A 22763-nucleotide genomic window follows, 5' to 3' on the forward strand; every position below is an offset into this window, starting at 1 on the left:
CAGCCGTCGTGGCACCGCCGCCCCCGGCCGCACCGCCCGTGGCGTCGGCCCCGCCGGCCTTCATGCCCTCGGTCGCGCCGCTGGACTTCGACCTCGACCTGACCCAGCCGCCCGCACCGGCACCTGCTCCGGTGGGTGCCAGCCTGCCGAAGTCGGTCTATGCGCCGACGGCTGCACCGGCCCCGCTGAGCAACGGCCATGCCGCAGCGCCGGTCGACCTCGAAAACGATTTCGACACGGCCCCCGGCGCGCTGACGGCCCACACGCGCCCCTCGTCGCTGAACGACGCGGAGCACAACACCCGACCGGCCATGCTGCGCGACACGCTGCCCGCCGACTCCGGCTTCATCGAGTTCGACATGAGCGCCCTCGCCGGCCTGCCGGCCCGCTCGGCCGTCGCCGAAGCACCGCGTTCTGCGGCTGTGGCCACCTCGCCGTCCGCGCTGGACGACGACGGCGACGACAACCCGCACGCCGTGAAGCTTTCGCTGGCCCGCGAACTGCAGGCCATCGGCGACGTCGAAGGCGCGCGCTCGCTGGTCGAGGAAGTCGAAGCCGAGAGCGCCGGCGACCTCAAGTCGCAAGCCAAGCAGCTGCTCGCCGAACTGCGCTGAGCCGGTTGCCGACTGCCCTTCTGATCGCTTCGTGAGGCTGGCACTCGGCATCCGCTACAACGGCCAGGCATACGAGGGCTGGCAGAGCCAGCGCTCGGGCCGCACGGTGCAGGACAAGCTCGAAGCCGCCCTCGCGAAGTTCGCCGGCCTGCCCGCCGGCAGCCGGGTCAGCACGCTGTGCGCCGGCCGCACCGACGCCGGTGTGCACGGGCTGATGCAGGTGGTGCACTTCGACACCGACATCGAACGCGATCCGTTCTCCTGGATGCGCGGCACCAACCGCTACCTGCCCGACGACATCGCGGTGCAGTGGGCGCACCCGGTGCCCGACGAATTCCATTGCCGCGCCAGTGCCCTAGCGCGTCGCTACGTCTACGTGCTCTCGCAGTCGCCCGTGCGGCCCAGCCTCGATGCGGGCCGGGTCGGCTGGTCGATGTACCCGCTCGACGGCGATGCGATGCGCGCCGCGGCGGCCCTGCTGGTGGGCCGGCACGATTTCAGCTCGTTCCGCGCCTCGGCCTGCCAGGCCCTCTCGCCGGTCAAGGACCTGCGGCGCCTGGAGATCACGCGCGTGGGCGACGGCGAGCGCTGCCGCTGGCACTTCGAATTCGAGGCCGACGCCTTCCTGCACCACATGATCCGCAACCTGATGGGCAGCCTGGTGCGCATCGGCCGCGGCGACGAGCAGCCCGAATGGATCACCGAGGTGCTCGAGGCGCGCAGCCGCAAGGTGGCCGCGCCCACCTTCTCCGCCGACGGCCTGTACTTCCTCGGCCCGTTGTACGACGCCAAGTGGGGTCTGCCGGCCGAGGCCACGTTCCAGGGCGACCGGGCTTCGTATGATGGTCCGCCATGACATCCCCCGCCTTCCTCGCCCCGCGCACCCGCATCAAGATCTGTGGCCTCACGCGTGAGGCCGACGTGGACGCGGCGGTCGAGGCCGGCGCCGACGCGATCGGCTTCGTGCTCTACCCGAAGAGCCCGCGCGCCGTGAGCGTCGAGCGCGCCGCCGAGCTGGCCTCGCGCCTGCCGCCCTTCATCACGCCGGTGCTGCTGTTCGTGAACGCGGACGCTCCCGAAGTCCTGGCCTCCCTGGCCCGCGTGAAGGGTGCCATCGCGCAGTTCCACGGGGAAGAAACACCCGAACAGTGCGAGGAAGCCACCGGCCCGGGACGCTTTCGTTACATGCGCGCCGCCCGGATTCCGCTGGGGGCTGCCGGGGCCGGCTTCGACCTCGTAAAATACGCGTCCGATTACTCCCGCGCCCAGGCCATCCTGCTCGACGCCCATGTCGAAGGTTATGGCGGAGGCGGCAAGGCTTTCGATTGGTCACTTCTTCCACCCGCCGTCGACGCTCACCTCGTCTTGAGTGGTGGGCTCACACCTGCAAACGTGAGCGATGGCATTCACAGCCTGCGGGCGCGCTGCAAGACGCTGTCCGTTGATGTGAGTTCGGGCGTCGAAATCGACGGTCCCGAGCACAAGGGCCTCAAGGACGCCGGAAAGATCCGGGCATTCGTCGCCGCCGTGAGAGCCGCAGATGCGGCGAACACTGTCAAAGCCTCGGCCGCCGACGCTTCGTCCTTCTCCAGTTAGCCGCCGCACCCGATCGCATTCGGGCTGCGGCCCATCGATCGAGAACCATGCAAAGCCAATTCCAGGACTACCAGCAACCCGACGCCAGCGGCCATTTCGGCCCCTACGGCGGCACCTTCGCGAGCGAAACGCTCACGCACGCGATCAACGAGCTGCGCGACGCGTATGCGAAGTTCAAGGACGACCCGGCCTTCCTGGCCGAGTTCCACTACGAGCTGAAGCACTTCGTCGGCCGCCCCTCGCCGATCTACCACGCCGCGCGCACCAGCCGCGAAATGGGCGGCGCGCAGATCTACCTGAAGCGCGAAGACCTGAACCACACCGGCGCCCACAAGATCAACAACGTGATCGGCCAGGCGATGCTCGCGCGCCGCATGGGCAAGCCCCGCGTGATCGCCGAGACCGGCGCCGGTCAGCACGGCGTGGCCACGGCCACCATCTGCGCGCGCTACGGCCTTGAGTGCGTGGTCTACATGGGCAGCCAGGACGTGAAGCGCCAGAGCCCCAACGTCTACCGCATGAACCTGCTGGGCGCGACCGTCGTGCCCGTCGAATCGGGCAGCAAGACGCTGAAGGACGCGCTCAACGAGGCCATGCGCGACTGGGTCACCAACGTCGAAAACACCTTCTACATCATCGGCACGGTGGCGGGCCCGCACCCCTACCCGACCATGGTGCGCGACTTCCAGAGCGTGATCGGCACCGAGTGCATCGCGCAGATGCCCGCCATGCTCGCGGCCGACGGCATCACCGGAGAAGCCGAGGGCAAACAGCCCGACGTGGTGGTCGCCTGCGTGGGCGGCGGCAGCAACGCGATCGGCATCTTCCACCCCTACATTCCGTTCGCGGGCACGCGCCTCATCGGCGTGGAAGCCGCCGGCGAAGGCCTGGACAGCGGCAAGCACGCCGCCTCGATCCTGCGCGGCAGCCCCGGCGTGCTGCACGGCAACCGCACCTACCTGCTGCAGAACGACGACGGCCAGATCACCGAGACGCACAGCGTCAGCGCCGGCCTCGACTACCCGGGCGTCGGCCCCGAGCACGCCTACCTGGCCGACATCGGCCGCGCCGAGTACGTCGGCATCACCGACGTCGAGGCGCTCGAAGCCTTCCACTACCTGTGCCGCACGGAGGGCATCATCCCCGCGCTCGAATCCAGCCACGCCATGGCCTACGCCCTGAAGCTCGCCAAGACCATGCGCCCCGATCAGTCCATCCTCGTGAACCTCTCGGGCCGCGGCGACAAGGACATCGGCACCGTCGCCGACCTGTCGGGTGTCGACTTCTACGACCGGCCCTCGATGCGCGGTCTGAGCGTGAAGGGAGGAAAGTGATGAGCCGCATTGCCACAAAGTTCCAGGCCCTGCAAACGCAAGGCCGTCGCGCGCTGATCCCTTATGTCACCGCCGGTTTCCCCTTCGCCGACATCACGCCCGAGCTCATGCACGGCATGGTCGAGGCCGGTGCCGACGTGATCGAGCTGGGCGTGCCCTTCTCCGACCCGATGGCCGACGGCCCCGTGATCCAGAAGGCCGGCGAGGCCGCGCTGGCACTGGGCGTCGGCATGAAGCAGGTGCTCGCCATGGTGGCCGCCTTCCGCACGAAGGACACGACCACGCCGGTCGTGCTCATGGGCTACGCCAACCCGGTCGAGCGCTATGACCTCGTGCACGGCAAGAAGGCCTTCATCCGCGACGCGGCCGCGGCCGGCGTCGATGGCCTGCTGGTCGTCGACTACCCTCCCGAGGAATGCGAGGACTTCGCCGCCGACCTGAAAGCCGCCGGCATCGACCTGATCTTCCTGCTGGCCCCCACCAGCACCGCCGAGCGCATGGCGCAGGTGGCGCGCATCGCGAGCGGCTACGTGTACTACGTGTCGCTCAAGGGCGTGACCGGCGCCGGCCACCTCGACACCGAGGCGGTCGGGCGCATGATCCCGCGCATCCGCGAGCACGTGAGCATCCCCGTCGGCGTGGGCTTCGGCATCCGCGACGCGCGCACGGCGCAGGCCATCGGCTCGGCGGCGGACGCCGTGGTCATCGGCACCAAGATCATTCAACTCATCGAAGACCAGCCCCGCGACAACGTGGTGCCCACGGTGCGCGAATTCCTGGCCGGCATCCGCGAGGCGCTCGACGCCCTGCCGGCCGCCACGGCCAAGAACGCGGCTGGTCGATAATCACTGCCCTCACAAGGAGCCCCCATGAGCTGGCTTGAAAAACTGCTACCCGCCAAGATCGCACAAACCGACCCGTCCGAGCGCCGCCAGGTGCCCGAGGGCCTGTGGATCAAATGCCCGGCCTGCGAGACCGTTCTGTACAAGACCGACCTCGAGCACAACCAGAACGTCTGCCCGAGCTGCAGCCACCACCACCGCATCGGCGCCCGCGCCCGCCTGGACGCCTTCCTGGACGCCGAAGGCCGCTACGAAGTCGGCCAGGAAGTGCTGCCGGTCGACGCCCTGAAGTTCAAGGACAGCCGCAAGTACCCCGAGCGCCTGAAAGAAGCGCTGGAGAACACCGGCGAGACCGACGCGCTGGTCGTCATGGGCGGCTCCGTCCACAGCATCAGCGTGGTCGTGGCCTGCTTCGAGTTCGAGTTCATGGGCGGCTCCATGGGCAGCGTGGTCGGCGAGCGCTTCGTGCGCGGCGTCGAGACCGCCATCGAGCAGAAGGTGCCCTTCGTGTGCTTCACCGCCACCGGCGGCGCGCGCATGCAGGAAGGCCTGCTCTCGCTGATGCAGATGGCCAAGACCAACGCCGCGCTCACGCGCCTGGCGAAGAAGGGCCTGCCCTACATCAGCGTGCTGACCGACCCGACCATGGGCGGCGTGAGCGCCGGCTTCGCTTTCGTGGGCGACGTGGTGATCGCCGAGCCCAAGGCGCTGATCGGCTTTGCCGGCCCGCGCGTGATCGAATCGACCGTGCGCGTGACGCTGCCCGAAGGCTTCCAGCGCGCCGAGTTCCTGCAGACCAAGGGCGCGATCGACTTCATCAGCGATCGCCGCGAACTGCGCAAGACCATCGCCAGCACGCTGGCCATGCTGCTGCGCCAGCCGGCCGACGCGGTGCTCTGACCTTCACCGTAGCTCAGGCTTCGGCCTGAACGCCCGCACGCCGAAAGGCGGTGCGGGCGTTTTGCTGTCTGGGGTACCCCGACGCGTCAGGCGCCGAGCCGGAACGCGAAGACCAGCAGGTTGCCCAGCACGATCGCCACCACCTGCAGCACCACGATGGCGGCCAGCGGCGACAGGTCGACGCCGCCGATCAGCGGAATGAAGCGCCGGAACGGCCGCACCAGCGGCTCGGCCAGGCGCGAGATCAGGTCGAGCAACATCGGCGAGGCGCCCGGAATCCACGACAGCACCGCATACACCACCAGCAGCGCCGTCAGGCCCGACACGGCCAGCTGCAGCAGGCCGACCAGCGACACCAGCGGCAGCGCCGTGATCCGCGCCAGGCTGCCGGCCAGCAGCCACAGCACCAGGAACTTGAGCATCACCAGCAGCCAGGCCGCGATCAGGCTCGCGAGGTCCCAGCGCTTCACCGCGGGCACGATGCGCCGCAGCGGCAGCACGATCCAGTCGGTGATAGCGAACACGAAGCGCCCCAGCGGATTACCGAAGGGCACGCGGTGGTATTGCATGTACAGGCGCAGCAGGCAGGCGCCGCCGAGCAGGCCGACGATCACGTCGAGAAGAAACGAGGGTATCTGGTACAACATGTCGGATGGGCAGGGAGGTGCGCACGCGCGCGACTGCTCCGATTCTGGACCACAAGCCTCGCCCCCGGCCACACCGCCCTACGGAACCCCATGCCTTTGCTCAGCGTCGTGCTCCCCACCTTCAACAGCGGCGAGTTCCTCATCGAGACGCTGCAGTCGCTGCAGGCACAGACCTTCACCGACTTCGAGCTGCTGGTCATGGACGACGCCAGCACCGACGGCACCTGGGAGCGCGTGGCCGCCTTCGACGACCCGCGCATCCGGCGGCACCGCAACGCCTGCAACGTCGGCCTGCCGGCCAACATGAACCTCGCGATGGCGATGGCCCGGGGCACCTACCTGGCGCGCGTCGACCACGACGACTGCGCCACGCCGGAGCGCTTCGCCAAGCAGGTCGCGTTCCTGCAAAGCAACCCGTCGGTCACCGTCGTCGGCAGCCAGCTCGAGCACTTCCAGGACCAGGCCGGCGTCACCGGCCTGCCGCTGGACGACGCGACGATCAAGGCCCGCATGGTGGAGGGCTACGACTACCTCGCGAACCAGAGCACGACCGGGCGCTTGGACTTCTACCGCGCGCACGGGCTGCAGTTCGACCCCAACCTCTACGCCGTCGACGACCTCGGGTTCTGGGTCGACTGCATGCTGCACGGCGCGCGCTTCGCGAACCTGCCCGAGCCGCTGACGCGCTACCGCATCCACCCGGGCATGACCTCCCGCACCTTGCCGCGCGACCGGCTCTATGCCTCGAAGGACCGCATCTACCGGCGCCTGCTGCCGCTGGTCTTCCCGCGCCTGCGGGGCCGCGAGTGCGAACAGCTGCTCACGCTGTACCGCAACCCCGGCGACATGCCCCAGACGCTGGCCCACCTGGTCGACCTGCATCGCGCGGCGCACAGCGCCCTGTCCGAGGTCGACACGCGCTGGGGCCAGAGCGCCGGCGAGTGCCAGCAGTCGATCCTGAACCTGCTCAACCACGCGCGCCACGCGTTCCAGATGCAGGGGATACTGCGGCCCGAGCACGCGACCGTCCTCAACCTGATCCTTCAACCCAGCTGACCGCGGCGACTGGCCCGGCCCTTTTCAACGTGCGCATTCCTCTCTTTCCGCTCGGTACGGTCCTGTTTCCCGGCGGCCTGCTGCCGCTGCGTGTCTTCGAGGTCCGCTACCTCGACATGGTCGGCAAGTGCCGCAAGGCCGGCACCCCGTTCGGCGTCGTCAGCCTGACCAGCGGCGCCGAAGTGCGCAAGGCCGGCGCCGAAGCCGAAAGCTTTGCCGCCGTCGGCACGCTCGCCGACATCCGCACCTTCGACGCGCCGCAAAGCGGCCTGCTGCAGATCGAATGCGTCGGCACGCAGCGCTTTCGCGTGCGCAGCAGCGAGCTGCAGAAGCACGGCCTGTGGATCGCCGAGGTCGACGCCGTCGCCGACGATGTCGACCTCGAGATCCCCGACGACCTGCGCCACACCGCCACCGCGCTGCGCCGCCTCATCGACACCCTCGAAGAGCGCCGCCACGCGCAGGGCGACACCGTGCGCCTGCCGATCGGCGCGCCCTACCGCCTCGACGACTGCGGGTGGGTGGCCAACCGCTGGTGCGAGCTGGTGCCGATGCAGCTCGAACTCAAGCAGCGCCTGATGGAACTCGACAGCCCGCTGATGCGCCTGGAGTTGGTCAGCGACCTGCTGGCGCGCACCGGCATCACCGACTAGTCACGGCCCGCCGCGAGATGAACCCGGCGCCGGTCCGCTTCCATTCGATCCTGCTGCGCGCGGGCGCGGAGGCCTTCGCGGACAACCACCGCGCCTACTGCGCACGCTGGGGCTATGCGCACCGCCTGCACGCCATCGGCACGCCGCACAACAGCGCGCGCACGCTGCTGGTCTACAAGTACAGCGTGGTGAGCGCCGCGCTGGCCGATGCGCCCGACGGCACGCTGCTGGTCTTCGCGGACGACGACGCGGCCTTTCTCGCGCCCCTGCCCGCGCCGACCGTGATCGGCGACGCGCCCCACTGGATCGCCGAGAACGAGCACCACCACCGCCCCGAGGGCAGCTGCTTCATGCTGCGTGCGGGCCCCGAGGCGACGGCCCTGGTCGCGTCCGTGCTCGAACGCCTGCGCACCGCGCCCGATGCAGGCACCGACCGCTGGGCGCACCGGGAACTCGAAGGCTTGGCGGCCCATCCGCACCACCAGCTCATCGACGGCCGGCACTACCCCAACCTGCTGTTCGCCCGCTTCGGCCACTACCTGCCGGAGGTCTCGGCCTTCGTGCTCTCGTTCAATCCTGCGGTCCACATCGATGTCCAGGACATGCGGGTGCGGGGCCTCTTCGTCGCGCACCTGAACGCGGTGCTGGCGCGCGACGGCCAGCTCTACGACGACCTGCCGCCTGCGCCCACAGGCGAGGCCGACTACGACGTGCGCAACGCCGGCCGCCTCGTCGCCTTGCTGACCAGCTACACGCCCAACATCGCGGGCTATGCCACGCTGTCGGAGCGCAACATCGCCGCGTACGCCGACCACCACGGCTACACCCACCACGTCTACCGGGACCTGCCCGCCGAGCTGCGGGGCCGGGTGGCCGGCAACTGGATCAAGCCGCGGCTGCTGCTCAAGCACCTGGCCGAACACGAGCAGGTCGCGTGGGTCGATGCCGACATCCTCATTCACGACCGCACACGGCCGCTCGCGTCCCTGCTGCGCGGCCGGCCAGTGGCGCTGGCGCGCGACGTGTCGGGCTACGAGTTCAACAGCGGCTTCATGGTGTTCTCGAACACGCCGGCCTGCATCGCCTACCTGGAGCGCGTGCAGGCGCTCGTCGATGACGTGCAGGACAAGCGCGGCGTCTACGCCTCGGGCGGTGACCAGGCCTTCTTCGTCGCCGCCTGGACCGAAGCCGGCGGCGACGCGGTCATGCCGCGCTCCGACGGCGTGTCCTTCAATTCGCACCCCGCGCTGTACGACGGCGACAGCTTCATGCTGCACTACATGGGCTACCCGGATCGCCTGCGCACGCTGGTGATGCAGCACGACGCCCAACGGATCACGCACCGCCACGCAGACGCGCCAGACGCCGCGACACCGCCGAACGGCTGAAAACGCTGAGGGTTAAGCTCCATTTTTGATAGCAACCCTCACAGAACTGACGGGCGCTTCAGGCCGATTCCGCTCAAGGCCGATGGGCTAAAATGCACGGCCCGCGCACACCCTCCCCCTTCTTGCTGCGCCCCCACACGCCTCCCATGTCCGACGAACAACTGCCCTCCTCTTCTCCCACGTCCACGGCCGACGACAACCAGCTCATCGTCGAACGCCGCGAAAAGCTCAAGCTGCTGCGCACGGCGCAGACCGAAGGCAAGGGGGTCGCGTTCCCGAACGACTTCAAACCCGGCCACCGCGCCGCGGCGCTAGTCGAACAGCATGGCGGCACCGAGCCCGAGGCGCTCGAAGCACAGGCCGTCGCCGTCAGCGTGGCCGGCCGCATGATGCTCAAGCGCGTGATGGGCAAGGCCAGCTTCGCGACCGTGCAGGACGCCACCGGCCGCATCCAGCTGTACGTGACGCGCGACGCCATCGGCGAAGAGGCGTACGCCGACTTCAAGCGCTGGGACCTCGGCGACATCCTCGGTGCCGAAGGCACGCTCATGAAGACCAAGACCGGCGAGCTGTCGATCAAGGTCAGCCGCCTGCGCCTGCTCACCAAGAGCCTGCGCCCGCTGCCCGACAAGTTCCACGGCATGGCCGACCAGGAGCAGAAGTACCGTCAGCGCTATGTCGACCTGATCACCGACGAGTCGGCCCGCGTGCGCTTCACCGCGCGCAGCAAGGCCGTGAGCGCGCTGCGCGAGTTCATGGTGGCCAACGACTTCCTCGAAGTCGAGACGCCCATGCTGCACCCGATCCCGGGCGGTGCGAACGCCAAGCCGTTCAAGACGCACCACAACGCGCTCGACCAGGAGATGTTCCTGCGCATCGCGCCCGAGCTGTACCTCAAGCGCCTGATCGTCGGCGGCTTCGAGCGTGTGTTCGAAATCAACCGGAGCTACCGCAACGAGGGCATCTCGGTGCGGCACAACCCCGAGTTCACGATGATGGAGTTCTACGCGGCCTACTGGAACTACCGCGACCTGATGGACTTCACCGAGACGCTGATCCGCACCATCGCCGACAAGGCCGTGGGCACGCAGCAGCTCACCTACGGCGGCAAGGCCGTCGACCTGACGCAGCCCTTCGAGCGCCTGACGATCCGCGAAGCGATCCTCAAGCACACCGATGCGGGCGATGGCGTGGACGACACCGCCTGGCTCATCAACGCCCTGCGCAAGCTCGGCCTGAGCGAAGAAAAGGACAAGCTCTCGCAGCGCAGCCTCGCCAGCCTGCAGGTCATGTACTTCGAGGAGACCGTGGAAGAGAAGCTCTGGCAGCCGACCTTCATCATGGAGCACCCGACCGAGATCTCGCCGCTGGCACGCGCCAACGACGAGCGCCCCGAGGTCACCGAGCGCTTCGAGCTGTACATCACGGGCCGCGAATTCGGCAACGGCTTCAGCGAGCTGAACGACGCCGAAGACCAGGCCGCGCGCTTCAACGCACAGGTGGCCGCCAAGGACAGCGGCGACGACGAAGCCATGTTCTACGACCACGACTTCGTGCGCGCCCTCGAATACGGCATGCCGCCCACCGGCGGCTGCGGCATCGGCATCGACCGCCTGATGATGCTGCTGACCGATTCGCCGAGCATCCGCGACGTGATCCTGTTCCCGGCGCTGCGCCGGGAAGGCTGACCCACCCGACGGGGACGCTGTCCGTGACCGACTTTCTCTGGCAAGACCGCGACAAGAAGGAATACGTCTACCCGTTCAACCCCAGGCCCGAGTGCCTGGACATGATCCAGCGTCCTCCCACAGTCGCCCTCGACATCGGGTGCGGCTCCGGTGGCGTGGGCCACGAACTGCGCCGGCGCCACCCCGGCTGCGAACTCTGGGGCTGCGAGTTCAACGCCTCGGCGGCGCAGGTGGCGCGCGAACATTTCGACAAGGTCGTCGAGCAGGACGTGGAAACCGTCGACTTCGCCGCGATGGGCCTCACACGCCCCTTCGACCTCGTGTGCCTGTTCGACGTGCTCGAGCACCTCGTCAATCCCTGGCAGCTGCTCAGCGGCCTGAAGCGCATCGTCGCGCCGGATGCGCAGATCCTGGTCAGCCTGCCGAATGCGTCCAACCTGCCGATGCTGTACGACGCCATGCGCGGGCATTGGCGCTACACCCATTGGGGCCTGCTCGACTTCACGCACCTGCGCTTCTTCACGGACTTCGACGCGCGCAAGATGTTCTACCAGACGGGCTTTCGCGTGATCGACCACCGGCTCGACTACCTCGGCGAAGGCCGCGGCATCTACGAGCGCCACCAGGCCGAGCCCTTCCCCCTGGTGCTGACGCTGGGCGGGCTCTCGCTGCAGGTCGCATCGGCCGACGACCTAGCGCGGCTGTGCGCCGACCGCAACCTGTATCTGCTCAGCCCGCACCACGGCGATTTCCGCGACGACAGCGAGCGCGAGATGGCGTCGAACAGCTACCCCACGACCTACACCTTCGGCGGCTGAAGCGCGGCGCGTGCCGCCCGCTCAGCCCAGGCGCTTGGAGCGCGCGTCGACGTCCGCCATGTACACCGACCGGTAGGGCTCCCCGAGCCCCACGAAGTGCACCAGCAGGCTGTCGTCGCCTGCCAGGTGCGGCGGCGTGTTGATGCTCAGCAGGTCGGTGACGACCGCGTCGCCGATCAGGCCGTGTTCGCCCAGCACCACATTCGTGTAGTACTGGTCGCCCTGGCTGGCGTACACGGTCGACTTGTCGTCGACGCCGGTGATGCGCTCCCACAGCTGCGTGAGCAGTTCGAGGTTACGCTCGGTGTGGCGGAACCCCATCACGCCCGAGTTGACGTCCCACGCGCCGATGTCCTTGGCGAACAGCAGATCGCGGCCTTCGAGCAGCGGCTCGATGCGCTGGGTCTGGTTGACGAACAGCGTGTCGGCGTCGATCCAGACCACCCACTGGTGCTGCGCGAGATGCCGCTTCACGAGCCAGCTCTTCACCCAGGCGCCGCTGATCGACGGATCGAGCTCGCCCGGGATCGCGCGGTAGACGTGGTAGCCGTACCCGTGCCGCTCGCAGTAGCGCCGCACGTTGTGCTCCGACACGCGCGCGTAGTCGTTGATGTGGTGCGTGTAGAGCGTGACGAAGGCAATGGGCGCCTGCGGGTTGACGCATGAATACACGTCTTCCGAGATCGCCGGATAGGCCGGCAGCGGCAGCACGGGCTCGCCGTCGGTCAACGCCGCATTCACCCGGCGCACCAGCAGGCGCTGCAGGTTCGCGTCGTGCAGCAGCTCATCCAGCACGCGGCCCTCGGCATCCAACTCCACCAGGGGCGCCAGATGCACCACGAAGATGCGGGCGGTGAACCAGTTCGCGATGCGCCACGAGACGTTCACGTAGCAGTCGCCGATGAGCCCGTTGCACAGCAGCAGGCCGGCCGGACGCAGCAGCTCGGCCGCATCAAGACGGGGCGTGACGCGCGCGACGACCTGGCTTGCCGCCCGGATGAGCGCATGCAGCAGCGCGCGGTTGGCCGCCGTGTTGCGCAGGATCATCAGGTTGCACAGCGGCAGGCCCTTGGGCCCGTCCACCACGAGCAGGTCGCGCCCTTCCATCATCGTTTCGACAGCCACCGGATGGAACACCACCGAATCGCCGTCCAGAAGGAGCAGCCAGTCGCCTTCGTCGAGCCCGCGCAGGCGGCGCAGCATCTCGGCGTACTTGGCGCAGTCGCGCAGCGCAGGATGCCCGGCGCGCTCAGTCTCCACCCAGGCATGGGGGTAGCCAAAACGGCGGCAGTAGTGGCTGTGGTTGCGCAGCACCGGCTCGTCGAGCCGGTCGAAAAAGGTCAGGCACAGCGGCATCGACGGCGTCCGGGTGGGGTGGTCATTGGGCCGCAGTCTATCGCGCGCTCCTGCCAACCCTCTACACTCTTGGGCCCTCCGATTTCCTGCTTGAATGAATCCCCTACGCACCCCGGCCATCGGCATCGATTTCGGCACTTCGAATTCCGCGGTCTCCTACGCCTCCCCCGGCGAGGCCGCGCGCCTGCTGCCCATCGAAGGCAGCGCCACCACCCTGCCGACCGCCCTTTTCTTCAACGCCGAGGACCGCAGCACGCACTTCGGCCGCGATGCCATCGCGCTGTACCTGTCCGGCGTCGAAGGCCGGCTCATGCGCTCGCTCAAGAGCCTGCTCGGCAGCCCGCTGATGCAGGAAAAAACCGCCGTCTACGACGGGCTGGTCAGCTTCGAGGACATCATCGCGCGCTTCCTGCACGAGCTGGTGACGCGCGCCGAACGCGAGCTGGGCCAGCGCCCCGAGCGCGTGGTCATCGGCCGCCCGGTGCATTTCGTCGACGACGACGCCAAGCGCGACCAGCGCGCCGAGGAAAGCATGCGCCACGCCGCCCGCGCGGCCGGCCTGCGCGACGTGTCCTTCCAGTACGAGCCCATTGCCGCGGCCTTCGACTACGAGCAGCGCGTCACGCGCGAATCGCTGATCCTGATCGTCGACATCGGCGGCGGCACCTCCGACTTCACCGTGGTGCGCCTGGGCCCCGAGCGCATGGCGCGCCCCGACCGCGCCGATGACGTGCTGGCCACCAGCGGCGTGCACATCGGCGGCACCGACTTCGACCAGCGCCTGAACCTGGAGCGCGTGATGCCGCTGCTCGGGCTGCGCCACCTCGGCCCGAGCGGGCGCGAGGTGCCCAGCAAGGTGTTCTTCGAGCTGTCGTCCTGGCATCTGATCAACTGGCTCTACGCCCCGAAGGCCGTGCGCCAGGCGCGCGAGCTGCGCACCAGCTACAGCGACCGCCAGCTGCACGACCGCCTGATGACGGTGCTCGAGGAGCGCCACGGCCACCGCATCGCCAGCGAGGTCGAGCAGGCCAAGATCAACGGCTCGGTCAGCGACGCCGAGGTGCAGATCGACCTGTCGTGCATCGAGGCGGGGCTGGCCTCGGCGCTGACGCCGACCGACATGGCGCAGCAGCTCGCGGCACCACTGGAGAACGTGGTGGCCTGCGCCCACGCCTGCGTGAAGCGCGCCGGCCTGCGCAGCGGCGACCTCGACGCCATCTACCTCACCGGCGGCTCGTCAGCCCTGCGCCCGTTCCAGCGGGCGCTGCGCGCGAGCTTCGCGGGCGTACCGCTGATCGAAGGCGACCTGCTCGGCGGCGTCGCGGCCGGGCTCGCCTATTCGGCGCGCACGGCGGGGTGAGCCGCAGATGAAGTACCTGTCCGCGTACCCGCCCGCGCTGCTGGCGCAGGTGAGCGAGCTGATGGCGGCCGACAAGCTCGGCGCCCTGCTGCGCGGACGCTACGCCGGCCTGCACGACATCCGCACCGACCGCGCGCTGTACGACTACGCCTGCGAACTCAAGGGCGAGTACATGCGCAAGGCCGAGCCGCTGGCCAAGGCGGTGTTCGACAACAAGCTGCACGTGGTGCGCCATGCGTTGGGCACCCACACCACCATCGCGCGCGTGCAGGGCAGCAAGCTCAAGACCAAGCGCGAGATCCGCGTGGCCAGCCTGTTCAAGACCGTGCCGCTCGAATGGCTGCGCATGATCGTCGTGCACGAGCTGGCCCACACGCGCGAGAAGAACCACGACAAGCCCTTCTACGCGCTGTGCACGCACATGGAGCCCGAGTACCACCGCTTCGAGTTCGAGCTGCGCCTGTACCTGACGCACCTGGAGGCGGGCGGTGCGCCGCTGTGGCCCGCGGCCGTAGGCGCGCCGGCCGCGGACTGACCCGGTACAGTCGTCGCCCATGACCCTGCCACGGCTGCACTTCACGTCCCTGTCCGAAGACGCGGTCTGCGGCGACATCGTGCGGACCTACCGCCTGGCGGCCGAGCGGCTGGGCTACCCGACGAGCTACACGCCGGCGAACATCGATCCCGGCGCGATCAACATCCTGTTCTTCTTCTGGAACTTCCCCTGGAAGAGCCTCGAGCCGTTCCACCCGAATTGCATCGTCGTCAACTTCGAGCCGATGGTCGAAGGCACGCATGCCTGGAACGACCGCTACCTCGACCTGCTCCCGCGCTGCTACCTGTGGGAGTACAGCAAGACCAACTTCCATCGCCACCGCGAGCTCGGCTACCAGAACGCTGACTACGTGCCGCTGGGCTGGGAGCCCGACGCGGCCCGCATCCTGCCGTTGTCGGAAGTCCTGCCCGAGGAGGAGCGCGACATCGACGTCTGCTTCTTCGGCTCGTTCACGCAGCGCCGGATCGACGTACTGGAGGCCCTGATGGCCCGCGGCCTGCGCGTCGAGATGACGCGCGGCGGGTTCTGGACCCAGGCCGAGCGCGAAGACCGCATGCGCCGCGCCAAGGTCATGCTGAACCTGCACAACTGGGAAGCGTCCCGCGTGGTCGAGACGCCCCGGCTGTCGATCCTGCTGCGCCATCGCAAGGCCGTGGTCTGCGAGCTCTACCCCGACAGCGAGATCGACCCCGCCTTCCGCGATGCGGTGGTGGGCGTGCCCTACGACCAGCTGGTCGACACCGTGGTCGCGCTGGTCGCGGATGCGTCGCGCCGCGCGCAGCTCGAACGCGACGGGCTCGACACGCTCGAGCGGGCCTTCGCGCCGCCGGACATCGGCCCCGCGCTCGAACGCTACTTCGCCTGGCGCGCCCAGCAGCCCGACCGCGTGCCGCCCGTGGCGATGCCGCGCGTGACGGTCTGCCTGACACCCGACGGCAGCGGTGATGACTGGCTGCAGGACCTGCGCGACTGGACGACACAAGCCGACGTGGCGCTGGAACTGGTCGTGGTGGCGGCAGGCCTGCCCGCAGCGGCCGAAAGCGAGGCGCGCGCCATCGCCCCCGACCTGCGCTGGATCGCGCTGCCCGTACCGTGCGACCGCGCCACCTTGCGCAACCTCGCGCTCGCACAAGCCACCGGCGAGCACGTCGTCTTCGCCGATGCGAGCGACCGCGCCCTGCCCGGCCGCCTGCAGCGGCAAGCTGCACTGCTCGCCGCCTGCCCGGACCTGGACATCGTCGGCTGCTGGAGCGAGACGCCCGCCGGGCCGCTGAAATACGCCCAGCGGCACGACGAGATCGTGGCCGAAGCGCTGGGCCCCGAGCCGCTGCGACTGTCGGCCTGCCTGGTCCGCCGCCGCTTCCTGGAACGCACCGGCGTGCGCCACGACCCCGAGTTCGCGGTGCACGACGGCCTGCAGATGCTGTGCCGCTGCATCGTGGCCGGCGCGCACTTCGCTGTCATTCCGGAGGTGCTGCATCGCCCCGCGCCGGCCGCGCCGCCAGCAGACCTCGCGCACGCCGCCTCGCTCGCCATGCGCGCGCGGCGCGCGGTGCTGCGTCACCTGCTGCCGCGCAGCCGTGTGGAAGACATCGACCTCATAGCCCAGCTCTACGCGCACCTGTGGCCGCCGCAGCGCGACTTCGCCGAACAGCTGCTGCGCACCGTGGCGCAGGCCTGCGCAGCGTCCGCCGGCACGCCGCGGATCGACGCTGAAATGCTGACGCGCGCGCTGCGCACCGAAACCCTGCGGCTGCTGCAGGTGTTCTTCCAGGCCGGCCTGGCCGACAAGCCCTGGCTGGAGTCGCTGTTCGAGACGCCCGAGGTGGCCGCCTTGCTCGGCCCCGCGGCGAATCAGCTACCGGTGCGGCCCTTCCGCGACTGAGCGCCGGCCAGCAGGCGTTGCGCCTGCACGTAGCGCGCCGAGGCCGTGAGCGCCTGCCAGTCGAGCGCTTCATCGCCCGGCAGCAGCGACCGGCGCCGCGCCTCGCTGGCCGCATCGCCCTGCCAGCGACCATCGGCCGCCGCGGCGGTGAAGCCGTCGAGCATCTCGTCCAGCGGCCGGCCCTCGCCGATGCTCTGGTTGCACAGCAGCGCCAGGTCGCAACCCGCCGCAAGCGCCGCAAGCACCGCGTCGGTGTAGCTCAGCAGCTGGCCGTCGATGTAGCGACCGGCCTCCATGCTCAGGTCGTCGCTGAACACCGCGCCGTCGAACGCAAAGCGCTGGCGCAGGATGTCCTTCAACCATTTTTCAGAGAAACCCGCCGGCCGCTTGTCGACCTTCGGGTAGATCACGTGCGCCGGCATCACGGCCGCGAGCGTGCCGCCCAGCCAGTCGTAGGGCCGCGCGTCGTCGGCCAGGATGGCCTTCAGGCTGCGCCGGTCGATCGGAATCTCGACGTGCGAATCGGCTTGCACGAAGCCATGCCCCGGGAAGTGCTTGCCGCAGTTGCGCATGCCCATCTGCAGCATGCCGTGCATCACGCTCTTGGCGAGCAGCGCGACCACGCGCGGGTCGCGGTGGAAGCTGCGGTCGCCGATCACGCTGCTGCCGCCGTAGTCCAGGTCGAGCACCGGCGCGAAGCTGAAGTCGACACCGCAGGCGCGCAGTTCGCCGGCCAGCACCTGCCCGGCGGCGGTGGCGACCTGTGTGGCGCGCAGGGCATCGTGCATCCACAGCTCGCCCAGGCTGCGCATCGAGGGCAGCCGCGTGAAGCCGTCGGTGCGAAAGCGCTGCACCCGACCGCCTTCGTGGTCGACGCAGATCAGCAGGTCGGGCCGGATCGCCTTGATCTCGGCGTTCAGCGCGGTCATCTGCGCGCGGTCCTGCCAGTTGCGGGTGAAGTGGATCACGCCGCCTACATGCGGGTTGGCAAGGCGCCGGCGGTCGGCGGCGGTGAGTTCGGTGCCGGCCACATCGATGAGGAGCGGCGCGTGGTTCAGGTCGGTCATGTCGGTCGATCGGTCGGCAAGGCGCAACGGCGCCGGGGATTCGTTCAGGCCTTTTCCACCACCACGAAGCTGGCGGCGTACTCGGTTTCGTCGGTGACGGTCACGTGCGCTGTCAGGCCCTGCGCCTCGAACCAGTCTTTCAGCTCGCCGTGCAGCACGATCACCGGCTTGCCGCTGCGCAGGTTGGCGATCTCGCACAGGCGCCAGCTCATCGGCATGCGCATGCCCAGGCCGATGGCCTTGCTGAAGGCTTCCTTGGCGGAAAAACGCGTGGCGAGGTAGCTCAGGCCGCGCTTGGGCCAGCGCGCGGCGCGGGCCTGCCAGATGGCGAACTCGGCGTCGCTCAGCACCCGGCGGGCGAAGCGCTCGCCCTGGCGCTCGAAGGTGGCCGCGATGCGGCGCACGTCGCAGATATCGGTCCCGATGCCGTAGATCATGCGGCGTCGGCGATGCAGCGCAGGTAGTCGCGCGTGGTCGCGGCGTACCCGAGTTCGAGCGCATCGGCGACGAAGGCATGGCCGATCGACACCTCGTGCACGCCGCGCACCGCGCGCAGGAACGGCGTGAGGTTGTCGCGGCTCAGGTCGTGGCCGGCGTTGACGCCCAGGCCCGCCGCATGGGCGGCCTGCGCCGCGGCCACGTAGCGCGCGAGCACGGCGGCTTCCTGCGGCGTGCCGCGCGAGGCGGCGTAGCCCTCGGTGTAGAGCTCGACGCGGTCGGCGCCCACGGCCTTGACGGCGGCCATCATCTCGGGGATCGGGTCCATGAACAGGCTCACGCGCACGCCCAGTGCCTTGGCTTCGGCGACCAGCGGGCGCAGGCGCTCGGCGTCTTCCGGGAAGCTCCAGCCGTGGTCGCTGGTCGACTGGGTTTCGCTGTCGGGCACGAAGGTGGCCTGGTGCGGCTTGAGCTCGCGCACGAAGTCCATCAGGTTGTGGAAGGGGTTGCCTTCGATGTTGAACTCGATGGCCGGCCAGTCCTTGGCGAGCAGTTCCGACAGGTCGCTCACGTCGTGCGCGCGGATGTGGCGCGCGTCGGGCCGCGGGTGCACGGTGATGCCCTGCGCGCCCGCGGCTAGGCAGGCCTGGGCCGCGCCCACCACGCTCGGGATGCCGAGGTGGCGCGTGTTGCGCACCAGGGCCACCTTGTTGAGGTTGACCGACAGGGCCGTGGTGGTGCGAGGGAGGGAGGACGAGGTATCGCTCATGGACGCAATCGCTTTCTTCTCTTCGTTCATGCGCCGCCCGCGCCGGCCCGGAGGTCGTCGGTGGGGGTGACGGCAAGCCAGTGACAGTAGCCGCCGAGCGTCGTCCTGTCGATGTCGCCGGGCGCCATGTGGTCGTAGGCGCCGGCACGGAAATGATGCTTGGACCAGTACTGGTCGGTGTGCCAGCCGTGGATGTGCAGCACGTCGCCGCCCAGGGTGCGATCGGCGTACGGCAGGTGGTCGAGCAGGCCCAGCGAGCAGCGCTGCGGGTAGGTGCGCCGCAATGCCAGCTCGCCGGCGTACATGGTGAGCACGTTCTTGCACCAGCCGGGCCACTCGCCCTGGAAATCGCGGAATTCCTCGTCGAGCAGCTTGTGGCAGTAGTCCAACTGGGCCTGCACGAAGTTGCCCACGAACTCGGTCGGCCCCAGCACCGACGCACCCACGTTGTGCAGCCCCGAATGAGGAAAGCCCCAGCGCGCGCTGCATTCGGAGAGCTTGCGGCGCACCTCTTCCTGGTACGCGTAGGCGCCGAAGCCGAAGCACAGCCCGGTCGGCTCGAAGCTGGCCATCGCCGGCGTGACGAAGGTGTCGCAGTCGGTCTTGAGGATCGCGTCGTAGTTGCGGCACACGGCGAGCACCGCCGGGTCGCACAGGTTCGCGATCGAATTGATGTAGCCGTAGCCGGCCCATTCGGGGTGCTGGTCGGCGTAGGGCAGGCCCGGAATCACGACGACGCGGTCGTCGGTGGGCAGCTGCGCGATGACGTTCGGGTGGCACACCGCGATCAGCTCGCCGCCGCGCGCGAAGACGCCGGAGACGATCATGCTCCGGTACAGCCAGTGGAACTCGTCGACGATTTCTTTCTTGTCGTCGACGTAGACGAGGACACCCAGACGCATGGCTTCGGTTCTCAGGTTGGCGTTTCGATCGATCGTGCGCCGGGCTAGAGCGCTTGCAGGTCTCTCATCATCTGCCGCGTGCGCAGCGTGGTCACGCCGCAATGGTAGTTGAGCAAGGCCCGCAGCTGGTTGCGCAGGGCACTGTTGCTGCCGGCGTTCATGGTCGCGACCTCGCGCAGGGTGGCGGTGAACGGGGTGCGGTCGTCGAGCACGCTCTGCAGCACCTGCCAGTCGGCACCGGCCAGCGCGGCCTCGTCCTTGGCCGCCTGGCGCAGGCCGGCTTCGGGCACGAGGGTGTAGCGCGTGCGGGCCGCCAGCGGCTCCAGGGTGAGCGTCTGCACGTCGAGCGAGGGCAGCAGGCCGACCGAGCGCAGCAGCAGCAGCTCGAAGGCGCGCAGCGCGGCGGCCTGCGTCGCGGCTTGGGCGCCCGCGTGGTCGCCGGCCAGCACCTGCACCACGCCGGCGTAGGCGTCGAACAGCGCCTCGTGCGCGTCGTCGCGCGCCAGCAGGCGCAACAGGAGTTCGTTGACGTAGTAGCCCGAGAGCAACGCCTCGCCGGTCGGCATGACGTGGCCGCCCATCCATTCAGCGCCTTTCAGCGTGCGGATCTCGGCGTCGCCACCGTAGTTGAGCTGCAGCGGCTGCAGCGGCAGCAGCACGGGACGGAAATTGGAACTCGGCCGCTTCGCCCCCTTGGCCACGAGCGCGATGCGCCCGTGGTGGCGGGTGAAGACCTCGAGGATCAGGCTCGACTCGCTCCAGTCGTAGCGATGGAGCACGTAAGCCGGTTCATGCGAAACGCGATGAGCGGCAGCCACTTCATTCGTAGCCGAAGGAGCGCACGCGCGCCTCGTCGTCGGCCCAGCCGGAGCGCACCTTCACCCACAGCTCGAGGAACACCTTGGCGTCGGCCAGCTTCTCGAGCTCGACGCGGGTTTCCATGCCGATGCGCTTGATGCGCTCGCCCTTGTCGCCGATCACCATGGCCTTGTGGCCATCGCGCTCGACCACGATGGTGGCGGCAATGCGCAGCAGGCGCTTCTGGCCCTTCTTCTGGGGCGGCTCTTCCTCGAACTTGTCGATGATGACGGTCGATGTGTAGGGCAGCTCGTCGCCCGTGAGGCGGAAGAGCTTTTCGCGCACCAGCTCGCCGGCGAGGAATTTCTCGCTGCGGTCGGTGAGCTCGTCTTCGTCGTAGAACCAGGGCTGCTCGGGCAGGTACTTTTCGCAGATGCCGAACAGGCGCTCGACGTCCTTCGAGTTCTTGGCCGACATCGGCACGAACTCGGCGAAGCTGTGCTTGGCCTGCATCGTCTGCAGCCAGGGCGCGATGTCGCCGCGGCGGTGCACGTTGTCCAGCTTGTTGGCCAGCAGCACCGTGGGGATGCCCTTGCCCAGCAGCTTGAGCACGCGCTCGTCGGCCGGCGTGAAGCTGCCGGCCTCGACCACGAACAGGATCAGGTCGACGTCGCCGACCGCGCCCTGCACGGTCTTGTTGAGCGACTTGTTCAGCGCGTTGGCATGCAGGGTCTGAAAACCCGGCGTATCGACGAACACGAACTGCGTGGCGCCCAGCGTGCGCATGCCGGTGATGCGGTGGCGGGTGGTCTGCGCCTTGCGCGAGGTGATGCTGATCTTCTGACCGACCAGCGCATTGAGCAGCGTCGACTTGCCCACATTGGGCTTGCCGACGATGGCGATCAGGCCGCAGTGCTGCGGCCCGGTGGCAGGCATTTCGCCTGCGGTGTCTTCGGGTCCCGCTGCGGGATTGGTTACATCGTTCATTCTGATTTCACGCGGCGCCGCGTGCCTTGAGCCGGATCAACATGGCGGCCGCGGCAGCTTGCTCGCCGGCGCGGCGCGAGCCGCCGATGCCGCGCTCGCGAAGGCCCAGCTCGGGCACCTCGCACTCGACATCGAAGGTCTGCTTGTGCGCTGCACCCAGCGTCGCTGCCACGCGGTACACCGGCAGCTTCATTTTGTGGCCCTGCAGCCATTCCTGCAATTCGGTCTTCGGGTCTTTCGCGGCGGCTTCCATGCGCGGATTGATCTCGACCGCCTCGTAGAGCCGGTGCACCAGCGCCTGCGCGGCGGCAAAGCCGGCGTCCAGGTAGACCGCGCCGATCAGCGCTTCGAGCGCGTCGGCCAGGATGGAGGGCCGGTTCGGGCCGCCCGAGCGGGCTTCGCCTTCGCCCAGGCGCAACAGCGGCGACAGCGCCAGTCCCAGCGCGAGCCGGTGCAGCGTGTCCTGCTTGACCAGGTTGGCCCGCACGCGCGACAGGTCGCCCTCGGGCAGTTCCGAGAGACGGATGTACAGCAGGTGCGAGACGGCCAGGTTCAGCACCGAGTCGCCGAGAAACTCGAGGCGCTCGTTGTGGTCGGCCGAGAAACTGCGGTGCGTGAGCGCGAGCTGGAGCAGGCGCGGGTCCGAGAACGTGTACTGAAGGCGCGCCTGCAGCGCGACGAGGCTGCCGTCCACCTTCTTGTTCGACACCGCGGTCAGCGGGACGCGCCCTTGTATTTGAGCGTCAGGTAGGCCGGCCCGAACAGGGGAATCTCGCGCTCGTACGCATACGACACGACGACCTTGTCGCCCACCTTCTTGATCTCGAGGTCCCGGCCGCTGACCGACTTGAAGTCGTCGATGGCCTGGGCACGGTCGAAGATCGCGCGGATCTCGGGCACCGTGGCGCCTTCCTTGGCCTTGTTGGCGGCCTTGTCGATGGCCTGCCATTCGATCAGCGTCGGAATGACCTGCGCGACGACAACGCCCACGCAGCCCAGCACCGCCGCGACGAACACCAGGCCGATGAACGAGATGCCGCGCTGGTGCGCGGCACTGCCACGGACGGACCGACTGTTGGTTCTCATGCCCTCTTACCCCTCGAACAGTA

Annotated in this window: 24 protein-coding genes; 14 read left to right on the forward strand and 10 right to left on the reverse strand. The window is 68.8% G+C overall.

Annotated elements, in window-relative coordinates:
- The 6 genes from VBO01S_RS14630 to accD form a co-directional block, all read left to right on the forward strand.
- Positions 1-614 (forward strand): FimV/HubP family polar landmark protein (locus VBO01S_RS14630; protein WP_303621477.1); only part of this gene is annotated, 614 nt, incomplete at its 5' end.
- A 31-nt stretch (positions 615-645) separates the two neighbouring features.
- Positions 646-1470, forward strand: coding sequence for a tRNA pseudouridine(38-40) synthase TruA (gene truA, locus VBO01S_RS14635; RefSeq protein WP_062475480.1), 825 nt, complete (start codon positions 646-648; stop codon positions 1468-1470).
- Positions 1467-2210, forward strand: coding sequence for a phosphoribosylanthranilate isomerase (locus VBO01S_RS14640; RefSeq protein ID WP_062475483.1), 744 nt, complete (start codon positions 1467-1469; stop codon positions 2208-2210). Before truA ends, VBO01S_RS14640 begins: the two co-directional genes overlap by 4 nt.
- A 47-nt stretch (positions 2211-2257) precedes the next feature.
- Positions 2258-3544 carry a tryptophan synthase subunit beta gene (gene trpB / locus VBO01S_RS14645; protein WP_062475486.1) on the forward strand — a complete coding sequence of 429 codons (1287 nt, stop codon included), beginning with the start codon at positions 2258-2260 and terminating at the stop codon, positions 3542-3544.
- The gene (gene trpA, locus VBO01S_RS14650) at positions 3544-4389 is read left to right on the forward strand and encodes a tryptophan synthase subunit alpha (RefSeq protein ID WP_062475489.1); all 846 of its coding nucleotides are present in this window, start codon (positions 3544-3546) and stop codon (positions 4387-4389) included. Before trpB ends, trpA begins: the two co-directional genes overlap by 1 nt.
- Before the next feature lie 24 nt (positions 4390-4413).
- Positions 4414-5286: an acetyl-CoA carboxylase, carboxyltransferase subunit beta gene (gene accD / locus VBO01S_RS14655; RefSeq protein WP_062475492.1), complete on the forward strand. Its 873-nt coding sequence runs from the start codon at positions 4414-4416 to the stop codon at positions 5284-5286.
- A gap of 86 nt (positions 5287-5372) precedes the next feature.
- Here accD and VBO01S_RS14660 read toward each other — a convergent pair whose 3' ends face one another.
- Positions 5373-5933: a YggT family protein gene (locus VBO01S_RS14660; RefSeq protein WP_056572059.1), complete on the reverse strand. Its 561-nt coding sequence runs from the start codon at positions 5931-5933 to the stop codon at positions 5373-5375.
- Between the two features lie 90 nt (positions 5934-6023).
- Here VBO01S_RS14660 and VBO01S_RS31845 point away from each other — a divergent pair, with 90 nt between their 5' ends.
- From VBO01S_RS31845 to VBO01S_RS14685, 5 genes are all read left to right on the forward strand, one after another.
- Positions 6024-6989, forward strand: coding sequence for a glycosyltransferase family 2 protein (locus VBO01S_RS31845; protein WP_082818145.1), 966 nt, complete (start codon positions 6024-6026; stop codon positions 6987-6989).
- Between the two features lie 29 nt (positions 6990-7018).
- A complete protein-coding gene (locus VBO01S_RS14670; protein WP_223301401.1) occupies positions 7019-7642 on the forward strand; it encodes an LON peptidase substrate-binding domain-containing protein in 624 nt (207 codons plus the stop codon).
- 17 nt (positions 7643-7659) lie between these two features.
- A complete protein-coding gene (locus tag VBO01S_RS14675; protein WP_062475497.1) occupies positions 7660-9030 on the forward strand; it encodes a hypothetical protein in 1371 nt (456 codons plus the stop codon).
- 146 nt (positions 9031-9176) lie between these two features.
- Positions 9177-10718, forward strand: a complete 1542-nt coding sequence (lysS, locus tag VBO01S_RS14680) for a lysine--tRNA ligase (RefSeq protein WP_062475499.1) — start codon at positions 9177-9179, stop codon at positions 10716-10718.
- Between the two features lie 23 nt (positions 10719-10741).
- Positions 10742-11536 carry a class I SAM-dependent methyltransferase gene (locus VBO01S_RS14685; RefSeq protein ID WP_062475502.1) on the forward strand — a complete coding sequence of 265 codons (795 nt, stop codon included), beginning with the start codon at positions 10742-10744 and terminating at the stop codon, positions 11534-11536.
- Between the two features lie 21 nt (positions 11537-11557).
- On the opposite strand, the gene VBO01S_RS14690 is transcribed toward VBO01S_RS14685, so the two are convergent.
- Positions 11558-12892, reverse strand: a complete 1335-nt coding sequence (locus VBO01S_RS14690) for a glycosyltransferase family protein (protein ID WP_062475505.1) — start codon at positions 12890-12892, stop codon at positions 11558-11560.
- A gap of 94 nt (positions 12893-12986) precedes the next feature.
- Between VBO01S_RS14690 and VBO01S_RS14695 the strand changes: the two genes are divergently transcribed.
- From VBO01S_RS14695 to VBO01S_RS14705, 3 genes are read left to right on the forward strand one after another with little or no spacing between them, the layout of a single operon-like run.
- Positions 12987-14252 (forward strand): Hsp70 family protein, encoded by a 1266-nt coding sequence (locus VBO01S_RS14695; protein WP_062475508.1) that lies wholly within the window; start codon positions 12987-12989, stop codon positions 14250-14252.
- A 7-nt stretch (positions 14253-14259) separates the two neighbouring features.
- Entirely contained in the window at positions 14260-14787 is a 528-nt protein-coding gene (locus VBO01S_RS14700) for a YgjP-like metallopeptidase domain-containing protein (protein ID WP_062475511.1), read from the forward strand.
- 19 nt (positions 14788-14806) lie between these two features.
- On the forward strand, positions 14807-16693 hold the full coding sequence (locus tag VBO01S_RS14705) for a glycosyltransferase family 2 protein (protein ID WP_062475514.1): 1887 nt from the start codon (positions 14807-14809) through the stop codon (positions 16691-16693).
- On the opposite strand, the gene nagZ is transcribed toward VBO01S_RS14705, so the two are convergent.
- Genes nagZ through VBO01S_RS14745 form a run of 8 tightly spaced genes read right to left on the reverse strand, consistent with a single transcriptional unit; the run spans position 16663 to position 22740 of the window.
- Positions 16663-17760 carry a beta-N-acetylhexosaminidase gene (nagZ, locus tag VBO01S_RS14710; protein WP_062475581.1) on the reverse strand — a complete coding sequence of 366 codons (1098 nt, stop codon included), beginning with the start codon at positions 17758-17760 and terminating at the stop codon, positions 16663-16665. The genes VBO01S_RS14705 and nagZ overlap by 31 nt on opposite strands.
- Before the next feature lie 44 nt (positions 17761-17804).
- Positions 17805-18197 carry a holo-ACP synthase gene (gene acpS, locus VBO01S_RS14715; RefSeq protein WP_056572075.1) on the reverse strand — a complete coding sequence of 131 codons (393 nt, stop codon included), beginning with the start codon at positions 18195-18197 and terminating at the stop codon, positions 17805-17807.
- A complete protein-coding gene (locus VBO01S_RS14720; RefSeq protein WP_062475517.1) occupies positions 18194-18967 on the reverse strand; it encodes a pyridoxine 5'-phosphate synthase in 774 nt (257 codons plus the stop codon). Before VBO01S_RS14720 ends, acpS begins: the two co-directional genes overlap by 4 nt.
- Before the next feature lie 26 nt (positions 18968-18993).
- Complete coding sequence (locus VBO01S_RS14725; protein WP_062475520.1) at positions 18994-19869, reverse strand: DUF7164 domain-containing protein; 876 nt, start codon at positions 19867-19869, stop codon at positions 18994-18996.
- A 44-nt stretch (positions 19870-19913) separates the two neighbouring features.
- Positions 19914-20687 (reverse strand): DNA repair protein RecO, encoded by a 774-nt coding sequence (recO, locus tag VBO01S_RS14730; RefSeq protein WP_062475523.1) that lies wholly within the window; start codon positions 20685-20687, stop codon positions 19914-19916.
- Between the two features lies 1 nt (position 20688).
- On the reverse strand, positions 20689-21654 hold the full coding sequence (era, locus tag VBO01S_RS14735) for a GTPase Era (protein ID WP_062475526.1): 966 nt from the start codon (positions 21652-21654) through the stop codon (positions 20689-20691).
- Between the two features lie 7 nt (positions 21655-21661).
- Positions 21662-22348 (reverse strand): ribonuclease III, encoded by a 687-nt coding sequence (rnc, locus tag VBO01S_RS14740; RefSeq protein WP_056572447.1) that lies wholly within the window; start codon positions 22346-22348, stop codon positions 21662-21664.
- A gap of 20 nt (positions 22349-22368) precedes the next feature.
- Entirely contained in the window at positions 22369-22740 is a 372-nt protein-coding gene (locus VBO01S_RS14745) for a DUF4845 domain-containing protein (protein ID WP_062475531.1), read from the reverse strand.
- Between the last annotated feature and the right edge of the window lie 23 nt (positions 22741-22763).

The organism is Variovorax boronicumulans NBRC 103145 (assembly GCF_001591345.1).
In the GTDB taxonomy this organism is placed as follows: Bacteria; Pseudomonadota; Gammaproteobacteria; order Burkholderiales; family Burkholderiaceae_C; genus Variovorax; species Variovorax boronicumulans.

Excerpts from the sequence above, each read along its gene's own strand:
- VBO01S_RS14640 (WP_062475483.1), top strand. The coding sequence starts at position 1,467 with ATGACATCCCCCGCCTTCCTCGCCCCGCGCACCCGCATCAAGATCTGT.
- trpB (WP_062475486.1), top strand. The coding sequence starts at position 2,258 with ATGCAAAGCCAATTCCAGGACTACCAGCAACCCGACGCCAGCGGCCAT.
- trpA (WP_062475489.1), top strand. The coding sequence starts at position 3,544 with ATGAGCCGCATTGCCACAAAGTTCCAGGCCCTGCAAACGCAAGGCCGT.
- accD (WP_062475492.1), top strand. The coding sequence starts at position 4,414 with ATGAGCTGGCTTGAAAAACTGCTACCCGCCAAGATCGCACAAACCGAC.
- VBO01S_RS14660 (WP_056572059.1), bottom strand. The coding sequence starts at position 5,933 with ATGTTGTACCAGATACCCTCGTTTCTTCTCGACGTGATCGTCGGCCTG.
- VBO01S_RS31845 (WP_082818145.1), top strand. The coding sequence starts at position 6,024 with ATGCCTTTGCTCAGCGTCGTGCTCCCCACCTTCAACAGCGGCGAGTTC.
- VBO01S_RS14675 (WP_062475497.1), top strand. The coding sequence starts at position 7,660 with ATGAACCCGGCGCCGGTCCGCTTCCATTCGATCCTGCTGCGCGCGGGC.
- lysS (WP_062475499.1), top strand. The coding sequence starts at position 9,177 with ATGTCCGACGAACAACTGCCCTCCTCTTCTCCCACGTCCACGGCCGAC.
- VBO01S_RS14690 (WP_062475505.1), bottom strand. The coding sequence starts at position 12,892 with ATGCCGCTGTGCCTGACCTTTTTCGACCGGCTCGACGAGCCGGTGCTG.
- VBO01S_RS14695 (WP_062475508.1), top strand. The coding sequence starts at position 12,987 with ATGAATCCCCTACGCACCCCGGCCATCGGCATCGATTTCGGCACTTCG.
- VBO01S_RS14700 (WP_062475511.1), top strand. The coding sequence starts at position 14,260 with ATGAAGTACCTGTCCGCGTACCCGCCCGCGCTGCTGGCGCAGGTGAGC.
- VBO01S_RS14705 (WP_062475514.1), top strand. The coding sequence starts at position 14,807 with ATGACCCTGCCACGGCTGCACTTCACGTCCCTGTCCGAAGACGCGGTC.
- nagZ (WP_062475581.1), bottom strand. The coding sequence starts at position 17,760 with ATGACCGACCTGAACCACGCGCCGCTCCTCATCGATGTGGCCGGCACC.
- acpS (WP_056572075.1), bottom strand. The coding sequence starts at position 18,197 with ATGATCTACGGCATCGGGACCGATATCTGCGACGTGCGCCGCATCGCG.
- VBO01S_RS14720 (WP_062475517.1), bottom strand. The coding sequence starts at position 18,967 with ATGAGCGATACCTCGTCCTCCCTCCCTCGCACCACCACGGCCCTGTCG.
- VBO01S_RS14725 (WP_062475520.1), bottom strand. The coding sequence starts at position 19,869 with ATGCGTCTGGGTGTCCTCGTCTACGTCGACGACAAGAAAGAAATCGTC.
- era (WP_062475526.1), bottom strand. The coding sequence starts at position 21,654 with ATGAACGATGTAACCAATCCCGCAGCGGGACCCGAAGACACCGCAGGC.
- VBO01S_RS14745 (WP_062475531.1), bottom strand. The coding sequence starts at position 22,740 with ATGAGAACCAACAGTCGGTCCGTCCGTGGCAGTGCCGCGCACCAGCGC.